General features: G+C 44.5%; 15 protein-coding genes. 4 read left to right on the top strand and 11 right to left on the bottom strand.

Translation table 11 applies throughout. The features are described 5' to 3' along the window. Nucleotides 1-117: 117 nt before the first annotated feature. Nucleotides 118-1017, bottom strand: a complete 900-nt coding sequence (locus DW947_RS05745; protein WP_117962707.1) for a diaminopimelate dehydrogenase — start codon at nucleotides 1015-1017, stop codon at nucleotides 118-120. A gap of 196 nt (nucleotides 1018-1213) precedes the next feature. Between DW947_RS05745 and ruvA the strand changes: the two genes are divergently transcribed. Both ruvA and DW947_RS05730 read left to right on the top strand, forming a co-directional pair. Continuing rightward, nucleotides 1214-1816 carry a Holliday junction branch migration protein RuvA gene (ruvA, locus tag DW947_RS05735; RefSeq protein ID WP_008665161.1) on the top strand — a complete coding sequence of 201 codons (603 nt, stop codon included), beginning with the start codon at nucleotides 1214-1216 and terminating at the stop codon, nucleotides 1814-1816. A 19-nt stretch (nucleotides 1817-1835) separates the two neighbouring features. Beyond that, nucleotides 1836-2828: a DUF3843 family protein gene (locus tag DW947_RS05730; RefSeq protein WP_008665160.1), complete on the top strand. Its 993-nt coding sequence runs from the start codon at nucleotides 1836-1838 to the stop codon at nucleotides 2826-2828. A gap of 195 nt (nucleotides 2829-3023) precedes the next feature. Here the strand turns inward: DW947_RS05730 and DW947_RS05725 are convergent, their stop codons facing one another. The 8 genes from DW947_RS05725 to DW947_RS05690 form a co-directional block, all read right to left on the bottom strand. Continuing rightward, nucleotides 3024-4187, bottom strand: coding sequence for a M24 family metallopeptidase (locus tag DW947_RS05725; RefSeq protein ID WP_034532962.1), 1164 nt, complete (start codon nucleotides 4185-4187; stop codon nucleotides 3024-3026). Nucleotides 4188-4325: 138 nt separating this feature from the next. Continuing rightward, complete coding sequence (gdhA, locus tag DW947_RS05720; protein ID WP_117962705.1) at nucleotides 4326-5663, bottom strand: NADP-specific glutamate dehydrogenase; 1338 nt, start codon at nucleotides 5661-5663, stop codon at nucleotides 4326-4328. A 377-nt stretch (nucleotides 5664-6040) separates the two neighbouring features. Then, nucleotides 6041-8188: a glycoside hydrolase family 97 protein gene (locus DW947_RS05715; protein WP_016272962.1), complete on the bottom strand. Its 2148-nt coding sequence runs from the start codon at nucleotides 8186-8188 to the stop codon at nucleotides 6041-6043. A gap of 3 nt (nucleotides 8189-8191) precedes the next feature. After that, entirely contained in the window at nucleotides 8192-9529 is a 1338-nt protein-coding gene (locus tag DW947_RS05710) for an alpha-amylase family glycosyl hydrolase (protein WP_044468601.1), read from the bottom strand. Nucleotides 9530-9839: 310 nt separating this feature from the next. Further along, the gene (locus DW947_RS05705) at nucleotides 9840-11018 is read right to left on the bottom strand and encodes a hypothetical protein (protein WP_005833032.1); all 1179 of its coding nucleotides are present in this window, start codon (nucleotides 11016-11018) and stop codon (nucleotides 9840-9842) included. Nucleotides 11019-11040: 22 nt separating this feature from the next. Continuing rightward, nucleotides 11041-12834, bottom strand: a complete 1794-nt coding sequence (locus DW947_RS05700; protein WP_005833034.1) for a RagB/SusD family nutrient uptake outer membrane protein — start codon at nucleotides 12832-12834, stop codon at nucleotides 11041-11043. A 32-nt stretch (nucleotides 12835-12866) separates the two neighbouring features. Next, on the bottom strand, nucleotides 12867-15827 hold the full coding sequence (locus tag DW947_RS05695) for a SusC/RagA family TonB-linked outer membrane protein (RefSeq protein ID WP_005827017.1): 2961 nt from the start codon (nucleotides 15825-15827) through the stop codon (nucleotides 12867-12869). Between the two features lie 206 nt (nucleotides 15828-16033). Continuing rightward, nucleotides 16034-17698, bottom strand: coding sequence for a DUF6377 domain-containing protein (locus DW947_RS05690; protein ID WP_005827019.1), 1665 nt, complete (start codon nucleotides 17696-17698; stop codon nucleotides 16034-16036). A gap of 231 nt (nucleotides 17699-17929) precedes the next feature. On the opposite strand from DW947_RS05690, the gene DW947_RS05685 reads away from it, so the two are divergent. Together DW947_RS05685 and DW947_RS05680 are read left to right on the top strand one after the other, a co-directional pair. Then, a complete protein-coding gene (locus DW947_RS05685) occupies nucleotides 17930-20395 on the top strand; it encodes a glycoside hydrolase family 9 protein (protein WP_098031946.1) in 2466 nt (821 codons plus the stop codon). A gap of 42 nt (nucleotides 20396-20437) precedes the next feature. Next, nucleotides 20438-21241: a ThuA domain-containing protein gene (locus DW947_RS05680; protein WP_022401156.1), complete on the top strand. Its 804-nt coding sequence runs from the start codon at nucleotides 20438-20440 to the stop codon at nucleotides 21239-21241. 639 nt (nucleotides 21242-21880) lie between these two features. Here DW947_RS05680 and DW947_RS05665 read toward each other — a convergent pair. Continuing rightward, nucleotides 21881-23236, bottom strand: coding sequence for an IPT/TIG domain-containing protein (locus DW947_RS05665; protein ID WP_229077978.1), 1356 nt, complete (start codon nucleotides 23234-23236; stop codon nucleotides 21881-21883). A gap of 35 nt (nucleotides 23237-23271) precedes the next feature. Next, nucleotides 23272-24966, bottom strand: coding sequence for a RagB/SusD family nutrient uptake outer membrane protein (locus DW947_RS05660; protein WP_117588436.1), 1695 nt, complete (start codon nucleotides 24964-24966; stop codon nucleotides 23272-23274). Nucleotide 24967 lies beyond the last annotated feature (1 nt).

Raw genomic sequence — 24967 nt, 5'->3', positions numbered from 1 at the left:
AAAACGCATCATCCATTCGCAGTAGAACGGATGATGCATTTACATCAAACAGATGATGTGTTCGGGGCAAGCAGACGATGCGTTTGAGCCAAACACATCATCTGTTTTTTCTGTGTCTTATACCAAATGGCCGATCCACTCTTCGCGGTCGCCCGGAAGCAGGTCTATTACCGGAACTTCAACCATTGTATAGCAACCAGGCTGCTGACGCATAGCGGCACGCGCCACACATACCAGCACTTGTGCCGTGAGGGCAGGATTGTTGATACGCATGTTGAACTCAAATAGCTGGTTCTGCGTCTTGCCAGACACACCTTTACGGGTCAGGTTTACCCCATGACCCATATCGAGCAGTGCATCCACACTCGGAACCAATTTTACATGTGTTTCGTCATTCACAAAGTACGGGTCGGCTTTGATGGCTGCAGTCACCTTGTCAAATTCGTAGCCATCCTTCAACTCGATGTACACCATACGACGGTGAATACCGGTTCCCGTGGGAATAGTCATGGAAAGGGCGGCTTTCACACCTTCGATGGCCTTTACAGCCACCGTATGTCCCATGCTCATGCCCGGACCAAAATTAGTATAGGTAATGCCCTTCGGAGCAATGGCTTCCAGCATGGTGCGGACAATGGAGTCACTACCCGGGTCCCAGCCGGCAGAAATGATGGATACCGTATTATGCTTTTTAGCCTCTGCATCCAGTGTGCGGCGCAAGGCAGTGATACCCGTATGGATATCGAAACTGTCCACAGTATGAATGCCTAAAGCAAGGATCTCCTTTGCATACTCTTCCACTTTGCGGGTAGGCGTACAAAGGATAGCAACATCCACGTCTTTCAGTTCCTTGATATTCTTCACAACGGGATATGCACCCAGTTCCGCAGGACAGTTTTCAGCTCCGGCACGGCGCACTACACCGGCAATTTCGAAATCGGGAGCTACTTGCAGGGCTTCGAACACATAGTGCCCGATATTGCCATAGCCAACAATGGCTGCTCTTACTTTTTTCATTCTTTTTATGAGTTTATTTATCAGTTTTCTACTTTATCGGCGCAAAAGTAAGCATTTTAATTTATTATACCGGCAGAACTCACTGCTGTTTTACACAGTTTTTTCTTTTTTTAGTGAGTGAAAGTCCAATAATAATTCATACATTCGCAGATGATATGTGCGCAAGGTGCATTTTGGGCCAACAAGTAAAAGAATTATGATAGAATACATCAGAGGCGGAATTGCCGAACTAAGTCCGGCAACCGCAGTAATAGACTGTAACGGACTGGGATACGGTGTCAATATTTCATTGAACACGTATGCTGCCATCCAGGGTAAAAAAGAATGCAAATTATATGTATACGAAGCTATCCGTGAAGACGCCTATGTCCTCTACGGATTCGCCGACAAGCAGGAACGCGAACTATTCCTGCTGCTCATCTCCGTGTCAGGCATCGGCGGAAATACAGCCCGCATGATTCTCTCGGCACTCTCGCCATCCGAACTGATAAATGTCATCAGCACGGAAAACGCCACTCTACTGAAAACAGTCAAGGGTATCGGGCTAAAAACAGCACAACGGGTGATTGTGGATTTGAAAGACAAAATCAAGACCGGCAGCGTTGCCACCGGCAACGCAGGGACCATAGGTACACTGGTATCGGCAGCCAACGTACAAGTACAAGAAGAAGCCGTAGCCGCCCTTACCATGCTGGGCTTTGCACAAGCCCCCTCACAAAAAGTAGTGCTTGCCATTTTGAAGGAAGAACCAAGCGCACCGGTGGAACAAGTCATCAAATTGGCATTAAAAAGACTATAATATTTATCTAAAACAAATCATGACAACAATCAACATGCAATATTGGTTGGGGGCCAATGAACGCACCCACGTACTGCCAACGGACAAATGGTACCTCGACTTTGCCACAAGCATCCTGCCCCTCGTCAAGACCTCTCCCTTGTTCAACAAGGAAGACCTGCGTACCCAAATTGACGCAGCCATCTCCCTCGGCATGTACTTTCAAGACGCCATTGCCCAAAGCGGAGGCTGGAAACTTTTCTCCGAAGCCTTTCAGGGAGTATACGGAACTTACCTACCGTTCTATCCACTGGGTGACGATTATACGCCCGATGAAATAAATCAGGAAGACATTGCATTCGTACTGTGGACATTGAAATCACAATTCAGTATTTTTGACAAGGAATACACCTTGTTCAGTCCTTATGACAAAGACCTGCTTGCATTAAGCCAAAGCGCCTATGAACTGATGGATGCACGTTTCGAAGAAGCTCCCATCAGCGAGGAAGAATCTTCCTTCCTTTGGGTAATGGGACTTGATTTACTGGATATGCCCATTACTCCGCTGCCGGAAGTCACTCCGGAAACCAAACTGAGCAAAGATGCCGCCCGCTGTCTGGAATACAGCCAGGGGAAACCGCTGCTATACTTCACCGATTACAAGGAGCTTTGCACTTTCTTTGTCGATGTCTTGGGATGGGAAAACAAACGGTCCGCATTATTGCCCGACCTGGAATACCAAAAAGAGTTCGTGATTTATGCCAACGCCAAAGGTATGCTCGTAGCCCACAACGTGGCCGCCTATTTCTGTGAAGAACATAACCCGATGTACGATGCCAAACGCGCTGCTGCAGAGGGTTACAAGATGTTCTGCCAACCCGGAGAGTGTCCGTTCGACCTGCTGAAATACGGAATGACCAAAGGAATTCTACCCGATGTGGAACTTCCCTTCTTGAAAGGAAAAGAAACACTGCATCAATATTGGGACTTTATAGCCCGCTACTACTTATGTGAATATTATGAAGGCGAGTAACCATTCCGGCATAAAGCCCAAACGGAGCAACAAGGCCAAGTCAACCGGAAAACGGATTGGTAAATCCAAACCTTCGAAAGCGAATAATCAGCTTAACAGAAGGGTAAAATAATTGAAAATGGATAATGGAAAAATAAACAGTGCAGCGTATTTATTGAAACCGCATGGCAATTTTCCATTATCCATTATCAATTTTCAAAGTTCCACAATCTCTTCCTTACACAACGTCAGTTTCTCCACTCCTTCCGCTGTTACAACCCAAGAGTTTTCGATACCGACGGGACCAATACCTAGCAAAACAATCTTCGGTTCCAAAGCAAAGACCATGCCCGGTTCCAGCTCCTGCTTCATGCGTGGAGCCAGCACCGGCATTTCATTGATTTCCAGTCCGATGCCATGACCGATAAACTTGGCTTTTTGAGTGGCTCCCATAAAGTTGTCGGCAAAGCCCGCTTTGGTGACAATATCGATAGCGAGATTGTAAAGGTCCTCACAAACAGCACCCGGTTTCGCTTTTTCTACAACAGCCTCTTGTATGTCCAGGCAAACCTGATGGGCAACATATGCCTTTTCCGGCAACTTTCCGATAGAGAATACACGGCTCATGTCTCCCATATAGCCATAGAAGTTACCCCCCATATCAACCATAAAGCTCTGGCCGGGTTGCAACAGTGCACCGTTCACACTGATAGGCAGTGACGGGTCAAGTCCTTCGCCTCCCAGAGCAAAATCATAGGGGGCAGGCGCAGTGGCATTGTCTCCTGCCAGCAGACTTCCCATAAAAATCTCCATACTTTGTCCGAAGGTACGGAAAATACCCAGACAACCTTCCAGACGCATCAGGCGCTCTATTTCGATGGATAATTGGCGGTCTGTCATTCCTGGTCTATAAACCGAGGGTATTTGTTCGTAAGCTTTAGCATGTGCAATGCCGGAACGACGGAACATCTCAATCTCTATTTCAGTCTTGACACTTCGGGCCTTCCGGATAAGTGCCGTACCACAAGGAAGCACCTCCGTTTCAGGGAAACACGCTGCCAAACGGTTATATTCCGTAAAAGACAACTCATCCCCCTCCAGCATCAACCTCGCAGGTATGGGCAAACCACATTCCTTTAGTAAGTCAGGCAGTTGTTCCGGTTTACGGATAGGATGAATATGTTCCCCTTCAATATTGTTAGGACGTTTGATGAATAAACGGGCGGGAGCATTCAACGGCAGATACAAGTAACCGCTGACGACACGTCCGTACGTATAGATTAAGTTTACATTGCAAGCGATAAGAGCGGCATCAATCTCTTGTTGAGCCATGAGAGAGCGTATTTTATCACGTCTCAGTTTCAATTCAGGTAGTAACATCTCTTTGTAATTTATGGTTTCTCGGATACAAAGATACAACTTTTTTAATTGAGAATAAAAAAAGTACTGCCCCATACCTTCACAGGCGTAGGGCAGCACAAACCACAAATACAAATACAACTAAACAAAGTTTCTCTCTTAGATAATTCCCTGACCCATCATGGCATGAGCCACCTTCATGAAGCCGGCGATATTCGCTCCCTTCACGTAGTTGATGTAGCCATCAGGTTCTGTCCCATATTTTACGCATTGAGCATGAATTCCGTGCATGATGGCGTGGAGTTTTTCATCCACTTCGGCTGCACTCCAGCTGAGGTGCATGGCATTCTGCGACATTTCCAGTCCGCTGGTAGCCACACCACCTGCATTGACAGCCTTGCCCGGTGCATACATAATCTTATTTTCAATGAAAAGATCGATAGCTTCGGGCGTACATCCCATATTGGAGATTTCGCCTACACATGTCACCTTGTTATCAATGAGGTGTTGTGCATCTTCGCCGTTCAACTCGTTCTGGGTAGCGCAAGGCAGAGCGATGTCCGCTTTCACTTCCCACGGGCGTTTGCCTGCCACGAAAGTAGAGCCGGGGAATTCGTCGGCATACGGTGCCACAATATCGTTGCCCGATGACCGGAGTTCCAGCATATAATCTATCTTTTCGCCACTGATACCATTCGGATCGTAGATGTAACCGTCTGGACCGGAGATGGTAACAACCTTGGCACCCAATTCGGTAGCCTTGGTAGCAGCACCCCAAGCCACATTTCCGAAACCGGAGATGGCAACGGTCTTGCCCTTGATATCAATACCTTTAGTTTCTAACATCTGGTTCACGAAGTACAAGCCGCCGAATCCTGTTGCTTCAGGACGAATCAGCGAACCGCCAAATTCCAAGCCTTTACCGGTAAATGTGCCCGTAAATTCGCGAGTCAACTTCTTATACATACCGAACATATAGCCCACTTCGCGACCGCCTACACCGATATCGCCGGCAGGAACATCCATATCCGGACCGAGGTGACGCCACAACTCCAGCATGAAGGCCTGACAGAAACGCATGATTTCAGCATCGCTCTTTCCGCGCGGAGAGAAGTCGGAACCACCCTTACCGCCACCCATAGGCAATGTAGTCAAGGCATTCTTGAAAGTCTGCTCAAATCCCAGGAATTTGAGGATAGAAAGATTTACGGAAGCATGGAAACGAATACCGCCTTTGTACGGGCCAATGGCATTGTTGAACTGCACACGATAACCAAGGTTCGTCTGAACTTCACCTTTATCATCCACCCACGTTACGCGGAAAGTAAAGATACGGTCAGGTTCAACCAGACGTTCTATAATTTTCGCTTTCTCGAACTCGGGATGTTGATTATAGATATCTTCGATGGAAAGAAGAACTTCCTTTACGGCTTGAAGATACTCAGACTCGCCGGGGTGCTTTGCCTCTAAAGAGGTCATGATACGTTCGATATTCATAATATTACGTTTTAAAGGTTATTACCTTGTTGACTTTACGCTATTCAAACAAAATGTCAATGAATAACACCGCAAATATAAGAAAACTTTTCAAAACAGCTAAATTTTACGGTTATATTTTGATTAAAGAATGATAAAATGTCAAATCCCCGGCATTCTCTATTCATACCTAAATGGTCTATTCTTTTCCTATTCTGTCAACAATTCGCCATAACGGCATAAATATAGAAAAATTATAATAAAGAAAATAAGAAATGACGAATAATTTACGAAAAAAGACACAATCCTCACGGACTATGCCTTTCCAATTGCTAACTTTAATTCTTAAATGCTTGTATTAAATCCGCAACATAATAATTACTATGTACGGACAAGCTTCATAATTTCTTCAATCCTTTTACCTCTTCTTTTGTTGCTTCTCGAACACTGATAGCCACCCCTCCACTACTTGCCAAAGGTTGACGCAGCACACTCTTTGACGTTACTATGCCACGACGGATGTCATAGCTCTGCGGATTATCTTTCCAGTCTGCATCCCGACCATCTGCATAAACGGTAACAATATATTTCCTTCCTTCGGGTAAGAAAGAGAAAGGAATAGTTGCCGTACGAGGATGTTCGTCGGTAATAGCACCTACATACCACTCTTGTTTTCCTTTGGCTTGACGAGCCACTGTGATATAATCACCCGGTTCGGCTTCCAAATACCAAGAATTGCTCCAATCCACCGCTACATCCTTAATAAATTGAAACGCATCGGGAAAACGGCGATAATTATCCGGCAGGTCTGCTGCCATCTGTAACGGAGAGGGCATCGTTACATATAGAGCCAATTGTTTTACCAATGTAGTACCCGCCTGACCTTTAGGTTTCGAACTATTATAATACGAAAGTTTTGTCTGGAAAATACCAGGAGTGTAATCCATCGGACCACCCTTCAACCGAGTAAACGGCAAGATACAAGTATGATCCGGATCATTGCCCCCCATAGATTCAAACTCACCACCACGGGCAGATTCTTGCGCTACCCAGTTGGGCCAGGTCCGACACAAGCCGGTGGGACGAACAGCCTCGTGACTATCTACCATAATCTTATAATCAGCAGCACGCTTCACCACATGTATATAATGATTGTTCATCCATTGTGAGGAATGATATTCACTACGGGGAATGATTGAGCCCACATATCCTGTCTTTACAGAATTATAGCCATTATCTACCATAAATTGAAAGGCTACATCCAGCTGCCGCTCATAATCGGCAGCATTAGCAGCCGTCTCATGATGCATGATAATCTTTACCCCCTTTGATTTGGCATAGGCATGTAGTACCGCAACATCAAAGTCCGGATAAGGTTTGTCAAAAAGGAACTGACGATCCTTACGATAGGATGCCCAATCTTCCCAACCTTCATTCCAACCCTCAACCAATACCGCATCAATACCATTCTCCGCCGCAAAGTCTATGTACTCTTTCACATGTTCAGTATTGGCCGGATGATGTCCATTAGGAGTTAACTTTGAATAGTCGGTTATGCCGGGTTTAGCCTTATAATAGTCGCTATATGCCCATGTACCTCCTCCACCAGTAAACATCTCCCACCAGACACCGATAAATTTCTGTGGCTTAATCCAAGAAGTATCTTCCAGCTTACAAGGTTCATTCAGATTAAGAATCAACTGAGAAGCAAGGATGCTACGTGCATCGTCACTAACCATAATTGTACGCCACGGGGTATGCAACGGTAATTGCAGATATCCTTTCTTTCCTAATTTATCGGGAGTAAGATGAGCAGAAAAGTTAAACTCTTTATCATCCACATTCAGCAACATGGCAGAATAATCTACCAAGGCAGCTTCATGAATATTGATATAAAGTCCTTCGGTAGTCTTTATCATAAGGGGTGTTTGTACTGTGAATGAAGTCGCTTTAGCTTCATATCCTTTTTTACGTAGATTACGTTCCATAGCTTCGCGCACTTCGGAAATGGCCGCAGTAGTATAGGCAAACTCATTCGTATCATAATCACCGGGAATGCAATAGAGTGTATGATTACCGGTCAGATTGAATTCCGTCAGTTCGTCTTTTACCGTCAGATAATTCATGGTTTTCTGCTCCGGCAACTCATAACGGAATCCGAGTCCATCGTCAAACAATCGAAAACGTACAATCATCGTACGGTCGTGCTTTGCCGGTTGTGAGAAAGTGACAGTAAGTTCATTGTAATGGTTACGGACTTTTTCATACTCTCCCCATACAGGCATCCAAGTTTCATCAAAAGTAGAATTTGTTGCATCAAGAATCCGGAAGCCATTTGACAAATCCGCTTCTTCCATAAGTATTCCCAAGGCAGAAGGTTCTACAACCGGCTCTCCTTTGTAATATAAGCTATAGACCGGCCCCCCCTCGGAATCAAGCACAACATTGAGTTTCAGATTCCCATTGGGAGATAACAATTCGTGTGCCATCGCCACACAAGCAATTCCCAGAAATACAACTGTTAATAATACATGTTTCATATACATCCGTTATTGTTGATATATAAAATATTGATAAGGTTCCATCGTCATTACTGTAGGCAACTCCACATCCACACCGGCAATCACATCGGTCATGGTCTTGCCAGCATGCTCCATAGGTACTTTCACTTGTACAGACTCATTGGCGGTATTCACCATGACCAACATGCCATGACTGCCTGCTGCCCGATAAAATGAAGCGGCATCTCCGGTAGTATAAACTTCCAGTTCACCACCACGTACACTGCTCGTAGCTTTATAGGCTCTGATGATTTCTGCCATCTCTTGCGCAAAGACTTCATTGGACTTCAAGTCTATAACTCCGTAATTGAAAAAGTTAAGTGACCGCGGATAGGCTACTTCCTGCGAACTATAAATAAGAGGTATCCCCTCGAGCATAGTCGTCAATACAAAAGCAGACATGGCACCACGCTCACCGCCATAACATTCTATCGGTGAAGCCTCACTTGCCTGGTCATGATTAGTAGAATAGCGTAACCGTAACGTACCCTTCGGCATTCCCTCCAATTCGGAAGTATTCATAGCATAAAGGTCAGTAAGTGAGCATTTACCGGCATAATAGTCTTTCAGTTTACTATGGAAGTTCCAGCCGTAGAGCAGATTGAAACCATTGTTCATTAAAGACGTTTTTCCGCCTTCGGCAAGCATCAGCAAATTATTGTCAAGTGTACGGAGCTCGGCGATTGCTTTCTTCCAGAAAGCATCTGGTACCCCCTCGGCATAATCACAACGGTATCCATCAATACCAATTTCTGTTACCCAATACTTCATGGCATCAATCATGGCTTGCTGCATGATTTCGTTGTCAAAATTCAAGTCAGCAACATCCGCCCAAGGCTGTTCTTGAGGTTGTACCACATTGCCATTTGCATCCTGTGTATACCAATCCGGATGCTCAGTCACCCAAGCATTGTCCCACGAAGTATGGTTGGCAACCCAGTCAAGAATCACTTTCATTCCTTTGGCATGGGCAGCATCTACCAGTTCTTTCAAGTCTTTTTTTGTTCCGTAACGTGTATTCAGCTTTTTATAATCCTTTATACAATAAGGTGAATTCACACTTTTCAGTACTCCCGGCTCATTTACAGGCATCAGCCAAAGCACGGTAGTCCCCAGGCTTTGAATACGGTCAAGCTCTGCTTTGATGGCAGAGAACGCATTTTCTTCGGCAAAAATGCGGGGATTTGCCTCATAAATCACCATATCCGAAGCCATGTATTCTTCCTGTGGGACGGGAATCGGTTCCATGTCACTCTGACTATCACTACACCCCATACAAGAATGTAGCATCGTAAAGAGCAGTGTCGCAATTATTACTTTTTTCATATTTCTACTTTTTATCTATACTTATACTCATTGGCGGAACTGATATCTGCAAAAGGAGCATCCAAACTCTCCAGTAATGGGCATTGGCAGAAAAGATACTAAGCCTTAATACTAAAAATCCCGGAAGCCAATACTAAAAAACAAAAGAGCTAAGAGATAACTTCTTCCCAAGGCTTGGTTTTTCTATCCCAAGACTTGGGATAGAAAAACCAAGCCTTGGGACATATATCCGCAAGATTGAAAAGAGATATCCTATCCCCAATCTCATTCCACCAATAGGTCATTTAACATCTTCATTACTATACAAAACTCATTTCAAGAAATTATTCTGATTAGAAACAAAAGCCGCTTCAGATTCCGGTTCAGAGTCTCCGTCCGGATTGTTAGGGTCAATCTCCTCACCAGCTATGTCCGTAATACGGAAATAATAATCTCGATCAAGCGTCACTGCTGCGAGGTCAAATTGTGAGCCTCCATTGTTATTATTCATTATCAGATTGTAAGTCAATCCCTTATTTGCTTCACCTGTATCGTAATAATTATACGTGACACCTTTTATCTCAACACTACCGGTTGGTAATATTCCTGGCCAACTGCCAAAGAGTTCCGGTATATCATTTCCCCACGCATATATGGTTGTTTCTGCCCATCCGGACTGGTCTTCAATAAAAATGGTATAACCATCATGGATGACCACTGCATCCGGATCTATTTCCGTCCAACCGCTTTCTGTGATTTCCAAATATATGTCACGGTCAAGAGTAAAGTTCTGTGGTCCATCAAATTGTGAACCTACTCCATTATCGTTAAATATCAAATTGTAAACCAATCCCTTATTTGCTTCACCTGTATCAAAGTATTTATAGGTAATTCCTTTTATCTCAACGCTACCAGTAGGTGAAATACCGGGCCAACCTCCAAAAAGTTCCGGCAAATCATTTCCCCACGCATAAAGTGTCAGTGCATCCCAACCTGTATTGTCCATCACGAACACAGCATAACCGTCGTGGGTCACTTCACTTGGGTCTTCCGGCTCCTCAAAATAAGCATTCCAGCGGGTTACCGTTATATCAGTGCGAGTACCTACCTTAGCCGAAATTTGATGTAAAGCATCCCCATTCTGCAAAGTACGCTCTATACCTTGTGTCTTAGAAACGAAATAAAAGCCATCGGCAAGTGTCTTTCCATTAACAAAATCTTCCGGATAGAGGTATATGCCCCATTTAACATCATTGTTTGCAGCTTTCTCCATCTGCCACTTAAGGTCTCCGGAAGCAGCATCCTGACCTCCATTGAAATCGCCTGCAATATAAATTATTTCATCGGCACCAGTTCCTTGGGGCATAATCACCTCCAGCAAGATAGCATCGCTACGAAGTTCAAATTGCGGCAACTCATGGTCAAACACAATTTCCTCCTTGTCACAACTACTGATGAAAGCTACAAAAAGCAACAAAAGCCATAGCGGATTACATATATATTTTTTCATTGTTACTATTATTATAGGATGATTAATAATTAGGATTCTGTACCAGTCCCGGATTTACCATAAGGGCAGACTGGGGCAAGGGATACCACTCGTATTTGCGGTCACGTTTAGCCGGATAGCTTAAACCGTCGTCCGTGGCACGGCCAAAGAACCACCATTGCCCTTGCGTAAACTTATCGAAACGACGCAAGTCTGTACGACGACGACGCCCCTCTCCCAAGAATTCAAGTCCCCATTCACTCAACATCCAATCCATATCAAAGGATGTAAAACCAGGACCGGGCTGTTCGAGAGCCGATTTATCTGTAAAATAGCGTGTTTTAACTCTATATACCAGTTCTTTAGCACCTTCCGTATCACCTGCACGCATTTTACATTCAGCAAGAGTATAGACCACTTCACTCAAACGGAATTCCACCTCATCGATGTTTTGGAAATCAATGCCTGCACTCTCCGGATAAACCGGATATCTTACCAAACGGACACCTGAATTCGTTTCACCCCAGCGAGGTGACATGACAGTCTCCAGATTACGTCCTAAATTAAGGAATGTACCCACCTGATCCACATAAACCAAATCCTGACCGTCACGGTCGGCATCTGCTTTCAAAGCCGCACCCTTACCATAGTTGGCTTTAATAGCCCCTTTCAAAAAAATGCCTTGATAGTTTCCTGTTGTTTCATTATACACATAGTTCTGCTTACGGATATCTTTATCGTGGAAACGTTCATAAACTGCTCCTAACTTATCACCGTAGTCGGTAAGAAAGCTCTTAGGATTGTCAGTACCACCATACGGCTGTACATTTCCAGAATTATCCCATGAAGGTGCCAAGCATACACAATTCCATCCGCTCTGGCTGTATGTACCTCCAAAGTAATCCCAACAATTGTAAGGCATGAAAGGCATGTTACGCATCCAACCGGTATTGACCTGACCGACTTCCATCGCCAATGCCATTACAACTTCCGGACATTCTACATTGTTTATCGAATAAATATCGCGATAGTCATCGGTAATGCTGTAAGTACCATAATCGCCATTCAGAATTTTTTGGCAAAGAGTGGCACACTCATTATAACTGTTTTGTTTGATAAACACCTCAGAATTCAGCAACAAGCGCATCTTAATCATACGATTGGCAGCTTGGTTCATGCGGTTGCGAGTCTTTCCAGAACCATCTTCTTTCATAAGATCTGTAACTGACTCATCTAATTCCTGACTGATAAAATCGTAGATAATCTTGCACCCCTTATCAAAATCAGTATCTGCAGAACCAGGGATTTCCGCACCCGAAGAAATGTTCAAGGGAAGTGCTCCACCCCAAATCTCAAAGATATTGTAGTATGCCCAAGCACGCAGGGTACGTACTTCGGCAATATAACTATTCAAAGCATCCTCAGTCATGCGTATAGATGCGGGGCTGATTGCCTGCAAATCTGTAATAAGCGTATTGCAAAGCCCAATAGTGGTCCACGCATTCTCCCAAGTTTGGCGAATAATGGTTGATTCTGACGTCCAGGTATGTGAAGACAAAGCAAACTTCAATGCCTCATCCCATCCCCAAAGTCCACCGTTCCAACTGCGCCATGCCACCTGGTCGGCAGAAAACTCCTGCAAATACCAGAAGTATTCCAAATAACTATATGCAGCTTTCGAATAGATGGCTGCCACTGCCCCCTGAACACTCGTCTCATCTTGATAATAAATTCCGGCATCCACACGATCGAACACTTCCTCGTCCAAATTAGTACAAGAGAAAAGTGAACATGACATAATCATCGCCAATAACCAACGACATTTTATATATTTCATATCTTTCATATTTTTAATAATTTGTTTCTCATTTATTTGAAGCGAAGAGTCACACCTAAACTCAATTGAGTTGCTGTAGGATAAGCACTATTACTATCTACTCCCGGCTGGATACCATTCACGTCTATAATTGAAGGGTCATTACCAGAATATCCGGTCAAGGTAAACAGATTCTTGGCAGACAGATATATGCGCATATTATCCAGTAACTTACGGTTCTTAGGAGTAAAATTATATCCCAAGGTTACATTTTCCAGTTTTATGAAGCTACCATCCTCCAGGAAATAGGAAGATATTACTCCACCACCGGTACGGATATTCTTATCTTCCAGATACGCAGAGCGAAGAACATTATCTGTACCACATCCCTGAAGCCCCATACCATATTTACGCATATTGAATACATCAAAACCGAATGTACCGCGGAAGAATACACTCAAATCAAAATTTCTCCAAGTCAGGTTGTTACTCCAAGACAAGAAGTGCTTGGGAGCACCATTGCCAATATAACGTTTATACTTGGCATCAGCCTGAGAAATCGGTATTTGCTCATCTTTATCATTCAAAATAAGCATATTGCCATTTTCGTCAACACCTGCATATTCATAACCGTAGAACTGCCCTATCTCTCCCCCTTCCTGCACACGGAAGAAATATTCGCTGGAGCCAGTACCCGGTTTTAAGTAAAGGTCGAGATAAGATGCCTTGTAAATATCGTTAGAAAGTTTGGTCAACTTAGTCTTCCCATAAGAATAATTGATTCCGCTCGTCCACTTCACTGCTGTTTTAGTAAGGATGTCACCATCCAAAGATACTTCTATACCGGTATTTTTCGTTGTTCCAACGTTAACCAAAATAGTGGAATAGACAAAAGGCGGTTGAGGTGCCGTGTACGTATAAAGCAAGTCTTTAGAACTACGGTCAAAATACTCCACTGAACCACGTAAACGATTCCATAGAACAAAATCAACACCCAGATTAATCGCAACGCTCTTTTCCCAAGCCAAATCCGGATTAGCATTACTAGAGGGAGCATAGCCCGTTACCCAACGCCCGTCAAAGAGATAACTACCATTGGTATTGTAAGTAGAAAGTGATTTATAAGCATCAAAATCCGAACGACCGGTAATTCCGAAAGAAACACGCGGTTTCAAACTGGTCAACACTTTCCGGGTATTCTTCATAAAGCCCATCTCCATCATTTCCCAAGCCAAAGAAGCTGCTGGGAAGTACCCCCACTTTTGGTTAGCACCAAATTTGGAAGAGCCTTCATAGCGCAACGAAGCCGATGCAAAAAGCATATCCTTCCAATTATAGTTCAACCGACCAAAGAAGCCAATAAGTGTCGATTCAGAGCGACCGCTATATAAACTTGCCAAACCATCCTTCAGATAAGAGCCACTGCCCAAATCCCAATATTTCGTATTATCAAAAGAGAAGTCGTTGTTACTACCACCAATCTGTTCCCAGATAGACTTCTCATAAGTATAGCCCACTACAGCCTTAATATTGTGGTCGCCCAAGTTCAGTGCATAATTTCCCAACCACTCCAATCGATTGGTGTACCATTTCTGATACTTCATTTCCGCACGTCCTTTATAACCATTCCAATAGGACTCCGAACCGGCAGACGAAGCATAATATTGTTGCTTCATGTCATTGTAATGCAATGAGTAACTTAATGTTGTATTCAACAAATGCTTTTCTGTCTGCAAAATATTCAGTTTAGCCTCAGCCGTACCCAACAAATACATACGCTGGCCGTTGTTATCTCTCAAAGCAAGCTCCGCAACCGGATTGGTTGCACCCGTAGGAGAAGTAGGCTGATAATACGAACCGTCTGCATTATATACCGGCATTGTAGGATTCATTGTGAGTGCCCTATCGAAGAAACCATCATTTCCCCAGGTTTCATTTACACGACGTGCACTCAACGAACCGTTGAATTGTAAGCGATTCTCCAGTACACGCTGTTCCATAGAAAAACGACCTCCAAATTCTTCACGACCACTCACGATGTCAAGTCCATTGGCACTTTTGTAATTGAAGGAAGCACCATAGAAACCATTCTTTGTGCTACCATCAATAGATATATATTGGTTTGTGTCGTATGCTACATCACGAGTAATCAGTCCATACCAGTCAGTGTCGGCTCCATAGTCTGTACCTCGTCTCGAACGACGGAATTCATCAGCCGACAGAATATCCGGAGAGGGCTTAGCTACATTAAAAGCGATGTAACTGTCATATGTGACTACCGTTTTTCCAGCTTCACCCGAGCCACGTTTCGTTGTAACTAAAATCACACCATTAGCACCTCGCGTTCCGTAAATAGCAGCTGAACCCGCATCTTTCAATACCGTAATAGATTCAATATCCTGTGCAGCGATGTTACGGATATCGCCACCTGCCACACCATCTATGACAATCAAAGGACTATTACTTGCAGAAACAGATGTTGCACCACGTACTTGTAATGAAGAACTGGAGTTAGGATTGGCAGCTGCCTGCGTATTGACATTCAAGCCCGCGACTTTTCCCGATACCATTTCCATCGGGTTATTCATAGCCCCCAAATTAAAATTTTTCTTATCCACTTGTACAATGGAACTGGAAACTTCTTTTTTACTCAATGAACCGTAACCCACTACTACAACTTCTTCCAACACCTGCTGGTCATCATGCAAGACAACATCAATTTTGTTTCTACCGGATACGTTCAGTTCCTGCGTTTGGTAACCTACATAAGAAAAAATAAGTATTGCATCAGGATTGACATTCAATAACACATAGTTACCGTCAATGTCAGTTATCACCCCCGAAGTTGTACCCTTTACCAATACACTTGCACCGATAAGACCTTCACCCGTTGCATCGGTCACCTTTCCTTGTACCTGAAGTTGTTGCGCAACAGCAACACCAGTCATCATAAGAAAACCCAGTAAAAGGATCATGCGCTTTTTAAGGCATCTCTTTAGACTTTTCTTTTTCATCTTATTAGAAATTAGTTAAACAATAAATAGATTGATGCAAATGTATTATCAAAACAAACGCACGATTTGGGCTGAGATAAAAATCTAAAGTCCTGCAACAGGCAATCAACTATAATACAACGCATTACAAAAATGCTATTGCTACTAATTTCTAAATCATTTCTAAACTTTTTAAGGCAGAAGAAAGCCTCAAAAGGAGGATAAAATCAAAAAGAAGTTATTTTCATCACTCGTTCTTCAAAGTCCTCTTTACAAAGAGACTTGTTTTTTAGCTTGGAACGATAAGTATAGATGGTAGTTATGGAATAACGCAAAAATTCTGCAATACGCGCACTGTCTGTAATACCTAAACGAATCAGTGCAAATATGCGCAGTTCGGTAACAAGCAATTCTTCATTTTTAGGATGCAATTGTTCTTCAACTGGCAACAAACGATTAAATTCTTCTACAAAGTTAGGGAATATCTTAAGAAAAGATACATCGAAATTGTGATAGAACTCTTTCAACTCTTGATTTATGAAACGGTCGGACTTCAATGTACGATATAACTCCTCAAGTTTACCGGCAGCAGCCTGCTTGTTCAATATGCGGCGATATTCTTCCATCTTACTTATATAAGAGGAACTTAAACTGAGGAAACGTCCCAAATACTCTTCCTTAATATGATTGGCTTCCGTAAGAGTCTGATTAGTATGCAATAATCGTTCATTAGCCTCATGTTGAGACTTGTTCAGCTTCTTCAATTCACTATTCAATATACTCAATTGGGAATTGGCAGCAACAACTTTTTTACGGGCATAAGACAATTTTTTCATTTGCCATAGCACACACAGTACTGTCAATAGAAGGAAAACAGAAAGGATACATATGCCTGTAATAAACATTCTCTGCCGCTGTTGCTGTATTTCCTTTTCTTGCTGATAAGCACGATCTATGAGCGGAAGCATCTTGGAATTCTGCGAACTACGCAACCGAGTAGTATAATAATTAGCATCTTCCATACTAATCTTGATATAGTGATTAGCACGTTCCAAATCGCCCATTCCATAAAGTAATTCCGCTAATGCGCACAAAGAATAATTTTCTTTCACCACTGCCCTAATGTCAGCAATGGCACTGCTAATACGTGCTTCCATTTCTTTCTGCTTGTTCCCCACGACATGATAAGCAAAAGCCAGAATTGAAGTAGCTACTGCATACTCACGCGTATTGGATTTCAACCGAGGTAAAAAATTCTTCAATAAACATATAGCCTCCTGACTTTTTCCCTGGTCAATGAGCTGAGGTGCATGCACGACTACATATCTATAAGTATCTTCCGGTACTAGGCTGATTATAGAATCCCTATACAAATTTGCTATCCGAAGATAATTGTTCACGTAGTTCCGATCAGTGGCGTACTCTGCCTGATAGAGATATAGGTTTTCAAAACATACATAATAGTCCACTATATTTTCACCCTCCAACGTGTTACGAGGAAGCGATTTCAGCAATTCCATTGCTTCAACAAAAAGGCCCGAAGTATTTAGAATATGTACTTTATTTAATATAGAACTATTTATCCATTGCCTATTATTTAGCCGTGTGGCAATAAGAATATTTTCATTTATATAATGTAATGCAGAATCACTAATATAAGAATTATATTCGGCAAAAAGACGATTTTGTATCAGATAACGCTCCATGTCAGTAAGCCTCCCTTGCTTCAACTCATCCTTTATCAAAGAAATATACCGTTCTTTTTCTTCCTCGTATTGTCTACGCATCACGATAGTCTTATCCAGAACAGACAAAAGGCTATCTATTGCAGATGCATACATACCAAGCGAACATGGCAACAGCATTATTATTAAAATCAAGATACGCATCATAGGTTAACATTGTGACATAACTTCGCAAAGTTACAATTTTCTTCTGTTATGAAAATACGATTTTAGTATTTTCTTTGGCATTATAAGTCGTACATCATAGGGATTATACATCTACCGAAATTCATATTTCCTCTACTTCGGATAGCTTTTAAAGCTTTTATGGCAGTTTTCAAACCTCCTTCTGCCTAATAATGGCTAACATTGCAACCGAAACCAAAGGTTGACATCAACATGAGAAAGACATTATTATTTTTATACCTTTTATCTCTCGGCAGTATTGCCGCATACGGTCAGACACGTCTGACCCAAGACCCCAAACTGGAACGACAACTCCACGAAAGCGGACTGATACATCAACCCCTCCCCCTGGATATTGAAAACTCTTTCGAAACCAACGGATGGAAAAAGGAGGTCTTGCAAAGCGCTCCTCTCACCCGCTCGGCAGGTACAGAGGGATGGAGTCATTCCGGCGCAGGAAGCATGTCCTTCAGTACGGAAAAGACCGTTTCCGGCAAAGGCAGCATCAAACTGCAATTCCCCACATTCACCGGGAAAAGGGCGACCGGCTCTCCTTCCGACCCAGACTATGCCACCTACGGAAACAGCAGTGTTACCTATCATCTAGACGGCGCCAATCTGGAGAAGTACAACCGCATCGTATTCTCCATCTATCCCGATTGCGACGGCGCGCGCATCGTCAACATGAACCTCACGTTTCGCAATGCAGATACTCCTGCCAAGAAAGGATATAATCAGCCTTCGGGTTCACACCTCATTAACCTTATTAATAAGGAGTGGAACCAATGCTTCCTCGAAATAGACGAGTATCAGCGCGACAAGGTGATATCCATCACCTTCAGCACAGCCCTCAAAGGCAAAGACCGGACTACAGGAGATTCAGCTATCTACTACCTGGACAATCTACAACTGCAAACGGTGAAAGCCCCTGAGAAAGTCAGCGGATGGATACCTGCCGATGGAAAAATCTCCTACTCGACAACCGGCTATGCCGTCAACCACCCCAAAACCGCCCTCATCAACACAAACCTCACCATAGACGCCGGAAAGCGCTTCCAACTGCTTACCCCAACCGGAGAAATAGCTTACGAAGGAGACATCCGAAAAGAGAAAACCACTCTCGGAGAATTTGGCCTTATTGATTTCACCTCCTTCAATAATCCCGGAGAGTATCAGCTGAAGGTCGGAACATCGCTAACTCCCACCTTCCGGATTGGAGAAAGACTTTGGGAAGATTCACAATGGAAAGTGCTGAACTTCATCTTCTGCCAGCGCTGTGGACATCCGGTTCCCGGCAAGCATTCCACCTGCCACGTAGACCTCATGTCCCGACATGACGGACGCAGCATCTCCTACTCCGGCGGATGGCACGATGCAGGAGACTTGTCTCAGCAAACCTTGCAGACGGGAGACGTGACCTTTGCTCTGCTCGAAGCCTATAATAAACAAAGAAATATCAACCCAGCCCTCGCCGCCCGCCTGCGTGAAGAGGCGGAATGGGGAGTAGAGTTCATCCTAAAGAACCGCTACGGCGATGGTTACCGCGCCAGCAGCATGGGATTGCTTATCTGGCAAGACGGTGTGTTCAATACATTGGACGACATATCTTCCGTACGTGTACAGAACATGGCATTTGACAACTTTCTCTATGCCGGATACGAAGCTTACGCCTCCATGACGCTGGACAACGACCCGATGCTGCAGGAATACCTATTGCGCGTGGCCGAAGAAGATTTCGCTTTTGCTATGGAGAAGTTCAAAAAAGATGGCTTCGACCAGTTCGTCCAGCCTTACGAACACAGTTACAACACTTCGAAAAGTCAGTATATGGCTACCATCTCCTGGTCGGCAAGCCAATTATACAAGCTGACCGGAAAACCTTCTTATGCGGACATCGCCGCCGAATACATCCGCTACACCCTCGACTGCCAGCGCACGGAACCGCTGAAAGACAAAGACGGGACACGCGGATTCTTCTACCGGGACAAATCCCGCAAATCCATCGTACATTACATACACCAGTCGCGCGAGCAGGTCTATATGCAGGCCATGGTGATGCTTTGCGAAACCCAGAAGGAGCACCCCGATTATCCTAAATGGGTGAATTCCATACAACTATATGGAGAGTATCTGAAAGGAATGATGAAGTATACCCATCCCTACGGTATGATTCCAAGCGGTGTTTACCATGCAGAGGAATATAAGGATACCACCAACTTCTACGCCCTCCATCTGTTTCCCCCTGCCAATGCCAAGGAACTGTACACGGAACAGATTAAACGAGGAGTACAACTGGACAAAGAGCACTACATGAAACGTTTCCCCGTGTGGTTCAACATTTTCAACGGCAATACCGCCATCCATCTTTCCAACGGAAAGTCCGCCGCCATCTGCGGAAACTTCCTGAAGGACAAGGAACTGCTCAACATCGGTCTGGAACAGTTGTACTGGACCGTAGGCAAGAATCCTTTCGGACAATCCTTGATTTATGGAGAAGGACACAACTATCCGCAACTGAATACCTTCTCTTCGGGAGAAATGACAGGAGAGATGCCCGTTGGTATCCGTACCCTGGGTAACGACGATGTCCCCTATTGGCCGCAAACCAACAATGCCTGTTATAAAGAGGTATGGATTACCTCGGCAGGCAAATGGCTGTCTCTGATTGCGGAATATTAGATAATGGAGAATTAATAACTTATAAATTATAAATTACAAATTATGAAACATCTGTTTATTTTATTGTTTACGGCTTGCACCCTGCTGACGTACGCACAAGTCCCCGAAGGTTATCCGGCAAACTATGCCAAAGCTCCTCGCTTCAAGGCCTTGATTTATTACACGCAACATGCGGAAGAAGCACACGTACAATTTGCAGAACAAGCAACCACTTTCTTCAAGAAGCTCAATTACGGTGACGGCTTTGTTCTGGATATTACTACCGATTTTTCAAAATACCCATACGAGAAACTGAAAGAATACAATGTCATTATCATGCTTAACACATCCCCCAACACCAAGGCCGAACGCGATGCTTTTGAGCAATACATGGAAAACGGAGGCGGTTGGGTAGGTTTCCACGCAGCTGCCTACAACGACAAAAACACGCATTGGCCCTGGTTCGTTAAGTTTCTTGGTGGTGGGGTGTTCTATTGCAACAACTGGCCTCCCCAGCCGGTATTGGTCGAAGTCGACAACGAAGAACATCCCGTTACCAAGAATCTGCCTGCATCATTCGTGGCTCCCGCCAGCGAATGGTACCAATGGACTCCCAGCCCCCGCCAGAACAAGGACGTAGAAGTACTCTTGTCCCTATCTCCCAAGAACTATCCACTGGGTATCAAGGATGTAGTGAATTTTGGCGACTTCCCCATCGTATGGTCCAACAAGAATTACAGAATGATTTACCTGAATATGGGGCATGGTGACGAAGAGTTTATCGACGGTACACAGAACCTGCTATTGGTTAATGCTTTCCGCTGGGTAGTGAGCAAAGACAAGAACGGTGACCCGTTCCTCAAATGAGATGTTCCCTATATAACAGCAATCAGAAAAAGGAAATAGGGTATCACTCCTCAAATCTGCTCCAGAATACAGCACCTTTATGCCGAAACAGACACTTTTCGTACGAAAAGTGTCTGTTTCGGCCGTTTTATGCAGATACCCTTGCTGACACCCGACAAGCTGGAATGATAGTTTTTCACTGTATAAACCAAGAGTTTCAAGCCTTGAAACTAATAGTTTTACTTGCAAAAACTGTCCGTATTTGGCTTCAAAACCAAAAGTTTCATACCGAAAACTAAGACTATAGCTATTTTCATAGCCCACAAAACAAATATGCAACGCAATATTTTATAAAAGTGGGAAAGTGTGGCGGATGGTTGTAATGCTTTCTATCTATCACGGGTATCTGTCACGCTTTAATCGGCTTATGGTCAAAAGGATACCCCCCTTTGTGTGACAGCATGACAGATGTTTGCAGAAATAAACTTTATAGAAGAGAGCGCAACCGAAACACGACAACCTCGGATGGGTTATACTAAACCACATAAAAAGAGGAAATGCGGCAAGCATAAGTTACCAAAAAGTCTGCCGAAGAACTTTAGCTCTCCGGCAGACTTAAAATGTTTACAGATATCAGGCTCTGACTCCTTTGTATAGAGTTTAATCTGTCTTAATCTGAATCTTGGTAATTGTTATGTCACCGCCAATGATGAGAGCGGTTTCGGATTCGCCATTCATCGTTGCCGCCATACCTTCCGAGATTTCAAATTCCAGAAAGTCCTCACCAGCGGCAAGAACAATGTTGTTACCGCTTTCGCCGCCATCGCGGATGAAAGGAGCACCCCACCAACCATCACACAGACAGAAAGTCTGAGGAGCATCATGGTGAGTGAACGTGAACTTAATAGTTTGGCCGGCTTCTGGCGTTATTGCCGAGAGGTCAAGCTCAGATGCCGGGAGATACCACCACCAGCCAGTAGTGTATTCGCCCTCCCAAAGTGTAGGATACTCGCGGAACAACTCAATCTTCTTCAGTGTGTAGTTACCACCACCGACAATGATGCCACCACCAGCTTTCAGAGTTTCTGCCATACCCTGCGATATGGGAAATTCGAGTTCGGTAGTACCTGCAGCAACCCACACGGTGTTATTGCCTTCGCCGTCAACATCGGGTGCCCCCCAATTGCCATCACATACGCATACGCTGGCACCATCGGGATTATCAAAGGTAAGACGAATCATAAGACCTTCCTGAATCTGAAAACCTTCAAGACTCAGCTGGTCTGATGTCAGATACTGCCAGTTGGCCCAATCGTAGATATAGACATCGCCTTTCCAGATTGGAGTGTATCCTTCACCTCCGGTTTCTTCGCTGCCACCTACAATCTCGTCAGACAACGTAACCTCTGGCAAAGTATATTTTTTGCCGCTGCAGTCTTCGAGGACAACTTGGGCAAGTCCGGCTTTTATACCCATTGGCGAATAGATGTAGAGAGAACCGGTAGCTTTACGCTTAAAGTTGCTTGCATCTACAACAATGTCCTTGCCTTCTTCACCGGGGAAGTAAGCCTTGGTGATAAATTCGAGGTCGTTGCCGTACACCTCCACACATTCGTTGATTTTTATTTCCTTGTCAAGAGGAGCCACACGCAAAGGCTCGGGCTTGCCAATAGTCAGCGTCATGACCGACTCTGCCGATTCACCGTCGGCTTCTATTGTTACTGTTCCCCCCTCTGCAGAAACGCCGGCAGGAGTTATTACAGAGATATAGCCGTTGCCTACTTTGGTAATGTTGTTCACAGAGACATTGCCAGGGAACACAACGGAAGTGGCCTTCTCAAGACCCGTACCAGTGATGGTGACAACCTGTCCTTCCATAACTTTTGTAGGCAGGACGGACTTCACCACAAGCACATCGTTGGCATCCTCCACATCATCATCACTGCACGAGGTCAGTGCCATGTTCGACAGCAATGCGAATCCTGAGACCAGAAGATATATAATATGTTTTTTCATAAATCTTATTCGTTTGAAATTTCGTTGAATCTGTTTTACCAATTGGGGTTCTGCTTCAGATTGCCATTCTTCTGAATTTCAGACTGCGGAATCGGATAGAGGTTGTACTTCTCGTCCCACTGGCGAGTCTTAGTCACCCGATTGAGAATCAAGTTGCCGTTTCCATCCAGTTTGAAGTCTGCCACATCCACATTCTTGAAGAACTCGGCACCCTTCTTCCAGCGACGTACATCCCAGAAGCGCTGCCCTTCGAAAGCAAGCTCTACCATACGCTCACGCATGTAGCGCTCTTCAAAGCCATTGTTTCCTTGGAATTCAGGCATCATGATGTCCGGACGGTTACGAAGCACATTGACAGCCTCGTTGGCCGACATGCCAAAATCGCCCGGTTCGTCAGCATTGCCGTAGTAGTTGTACATGGCCTCCGCATAGTTGAGGTAAACCTCGGCCAGACGCATCACAATCCAGTTGTGGCGTGTTGTAGTCTGGTTGTTGGCTGTGGTGATACAATTGCCGTCCACAAACTTCTTCAAATAGTAGCCCGTGGGAGTTGCGCCGTACTTAGGAGCACCGTTGAAGCCGTTCTGATACGTCTCGATGGCAATCTGCTGAGCGGTGTTGGACGGCCAGAGGTCGCCGTTCTTCACTACAGTGAGTGCGAAACGCGGGTCGAGGCCATCGTATGGATTCTCGGCGGTCACATCGACATCTCCAGGATGTTTCTCCTTGAATGTCTTGCCATCGAACTGATATTCGTATGCGTCCACCAGTGCTTGTGTAGGGCAGTTACCGGAGTTACCGTTCTCCACACCCACAGGATAATTGTACTGTTCGAAGGTGTTGCTTGCCTGAGTGCCAAGAACAAAGATAAATTCAGGATTGGTGAATGTATCGTGCCCCCACAGGTTGGCATACTCGCTGAGCTTGTAGCCCCAGCGCTGTGCATTATCGATGATTACCTTGCTGGCAGCAGCGGCCTCTTTCCAAAGCTCCTTGCTATTGTCTGTATTGAACAAAGGTGAAGCCTGATAAAGTAGCACGCGTGCCTTCAGCGCAAGGGCAGCACCACGGGTGGCACGACCGATTTCCTGACCGGGAATGTCATTATACGACACGGGCAGGTATTCAGCCACGGCATCCAATTCATTGATGATGAACCTGAACACATCCTTGGCCGGAGTGCGTTCCACGCTGTTGGCCTGCTCATTGGTGAGGGTTGTGGTCACCAAAGGCACATCACCGTAGGCACGTACCAACTCGAAGTAAAAATAGGCACGAAGGAAACGCAACTCGTAAGGAAATATCTCAAACTGTTGTACCATGGTCTGATAGTCGGGATCATATTCATAATCCGACAGGTCTATCTTGTGGATGCGCTCAAGGTACATGTGTACCTGAGTGATGGCACGGTATGACCTATCCCATGTAATTGAAAAAGGGTTCGAAGGAGTCCAACCACCGTTGAAATACTTGTGAATGGGCGAGAAGGAAAGTGCAAACTCAGACTCGTCTGTGGCACTGGCTATCATGGCGCCATTACCGTAGGAATTATCCTTGAATTCGCTCGGCATTTGTGCGTAGACATCGTAGACAAGAGCCTTGACACCATTGAGGGGACTGTTGTAGGTCCAGTCCTCGTCACGATTCGAAGCTTCGTTGTAATCCAGATCGGCGCAGCCTGCAAAGGCTACTGCAACTATACCTAAAAAAGCATATTTTATCTTGTTCATA

Source organism: Bacteroides sp. AM44-19, assembly GCF_003603395.1.
Lineage (GTDB): Bacteria > Bacteroidota > Bacteroidia > Bacteroidales > Bacteroidaceae > Bacteroides > Bacteroides uniformis.
This window is presented reverse-complemented; position numbering and strand designations above follow the sequence as displayed.

What these genes read in the sequence shown, in the direction of transcription:
- DW947_RS05710 (WP_044468601.1), bottom strand. Translation starts at nt 9,529, where the DNA reads ATGAAAAAAGTAATAATTGCGACACTGCTCTTTACGATGCTACATTCT.
- DW947_RS05695 (WP_005827017.1), bottom strand. Translation starts at nt 15,827, where the DNA reads ATGAAAAAGAAAAGTCTAAAGAGATGCCTTAAAAAGCGCATGATCCTT.
- DW947_RS05685 (WP_098031946.1), top strand. Translation starts at nt 17,930, where the DNA reads ATGAGAAAGACATTATTATTTTTATACCTTTTATCTCTCGGCAGTATT.
- DW947_RS05700 (WP_005833034.1), bottom strand. Translation starts at nt 12,834, where the DNA reads ATGAAATATATAAAATGTCGTTGGTTATTGGCGATGATTATGTCATGT.
- DW947_RS05715 (WP_016272962.1), bottom strand. Translation starts at nt 8,188, where the DNA reads ATGTATATGAAACATGTATTATTAACAGTTGTATTTCTGGGAATTGCT.
- DW947_RS05690 (WP_005827019.1), bottom strand. Translation starts at nt 17,698, where the DNA reads ATGATGCGTATCTTGATTTTAATAATAATGCTGTTGCCATGTTCGCTT.
- DW947_RS05725 (WP_034532962.1), bottom strand. Translation starts at nt 4,187, where the DNA reads ATGTTACTACCTGAATTGAAACTGAGACGTGATAAAATACGCTCTCTC.
- DW947_RS05660 (WP_117588436.1), bottom strand. Translation starts at nt 24,966, where the DNA reads ATGAACAAGATAAAATATGCTTTTTTAGGTATAGTTGCAGTAGCCTTT.
- DW947_RS05665 (WP_229077978.1), bottom strand. Translation starts at nt 23,236, where the DNA reads ATGAAAAAACATATTATATATCTTCTGGTCTCAGGATTCGCATTGCTG.
- ruvA (WP_008665161.1), top strand. Translation starts at nt 1,214, where the DNA reads ATGATAGAATACATCAGAGGCGGAATTGCCGAACTAAGTCCGGCAACC.
- gdhA (WP_117962705.1), bottom strand. Translation starts at nt 5,663, where the DNA reads ATGAATATCGAACGTATCATGACCTCTTTAGAGGCAAAGCACCCCGGC.
- DW947_RS05745 (WP_117962707.1), bottom strand. Translation starts at nt 1,017, where the DNA reads ATGAAAAAAGTAAGAGCAGCCATTGTTGGCTATGGCAATATCGGGCAC.
- DW947_RS05730 (WP_008665160.1), top strand. Translation starts at nt 1,836, where the DNA reads ATGACAACAATCAACATGCAATATTGGTTGGGGGCCAATGAACGCACC.
- DW947_RS05705 (WP_005833032.1), bottom strand. Translation starts at nt 11,018, where the DNA reads ATGAAAAAATATATATGTAATCCGCTATGGCTTTTGTTGCTTTTTGTA.
- DW947_RS05680 (WP_022401156.1), top strand. Translation starts at nt 20,438, where the DNA reads ATGAAACATCTGTTTATTTTATTGTTTACGGCTTGCACCCTGCTGACG.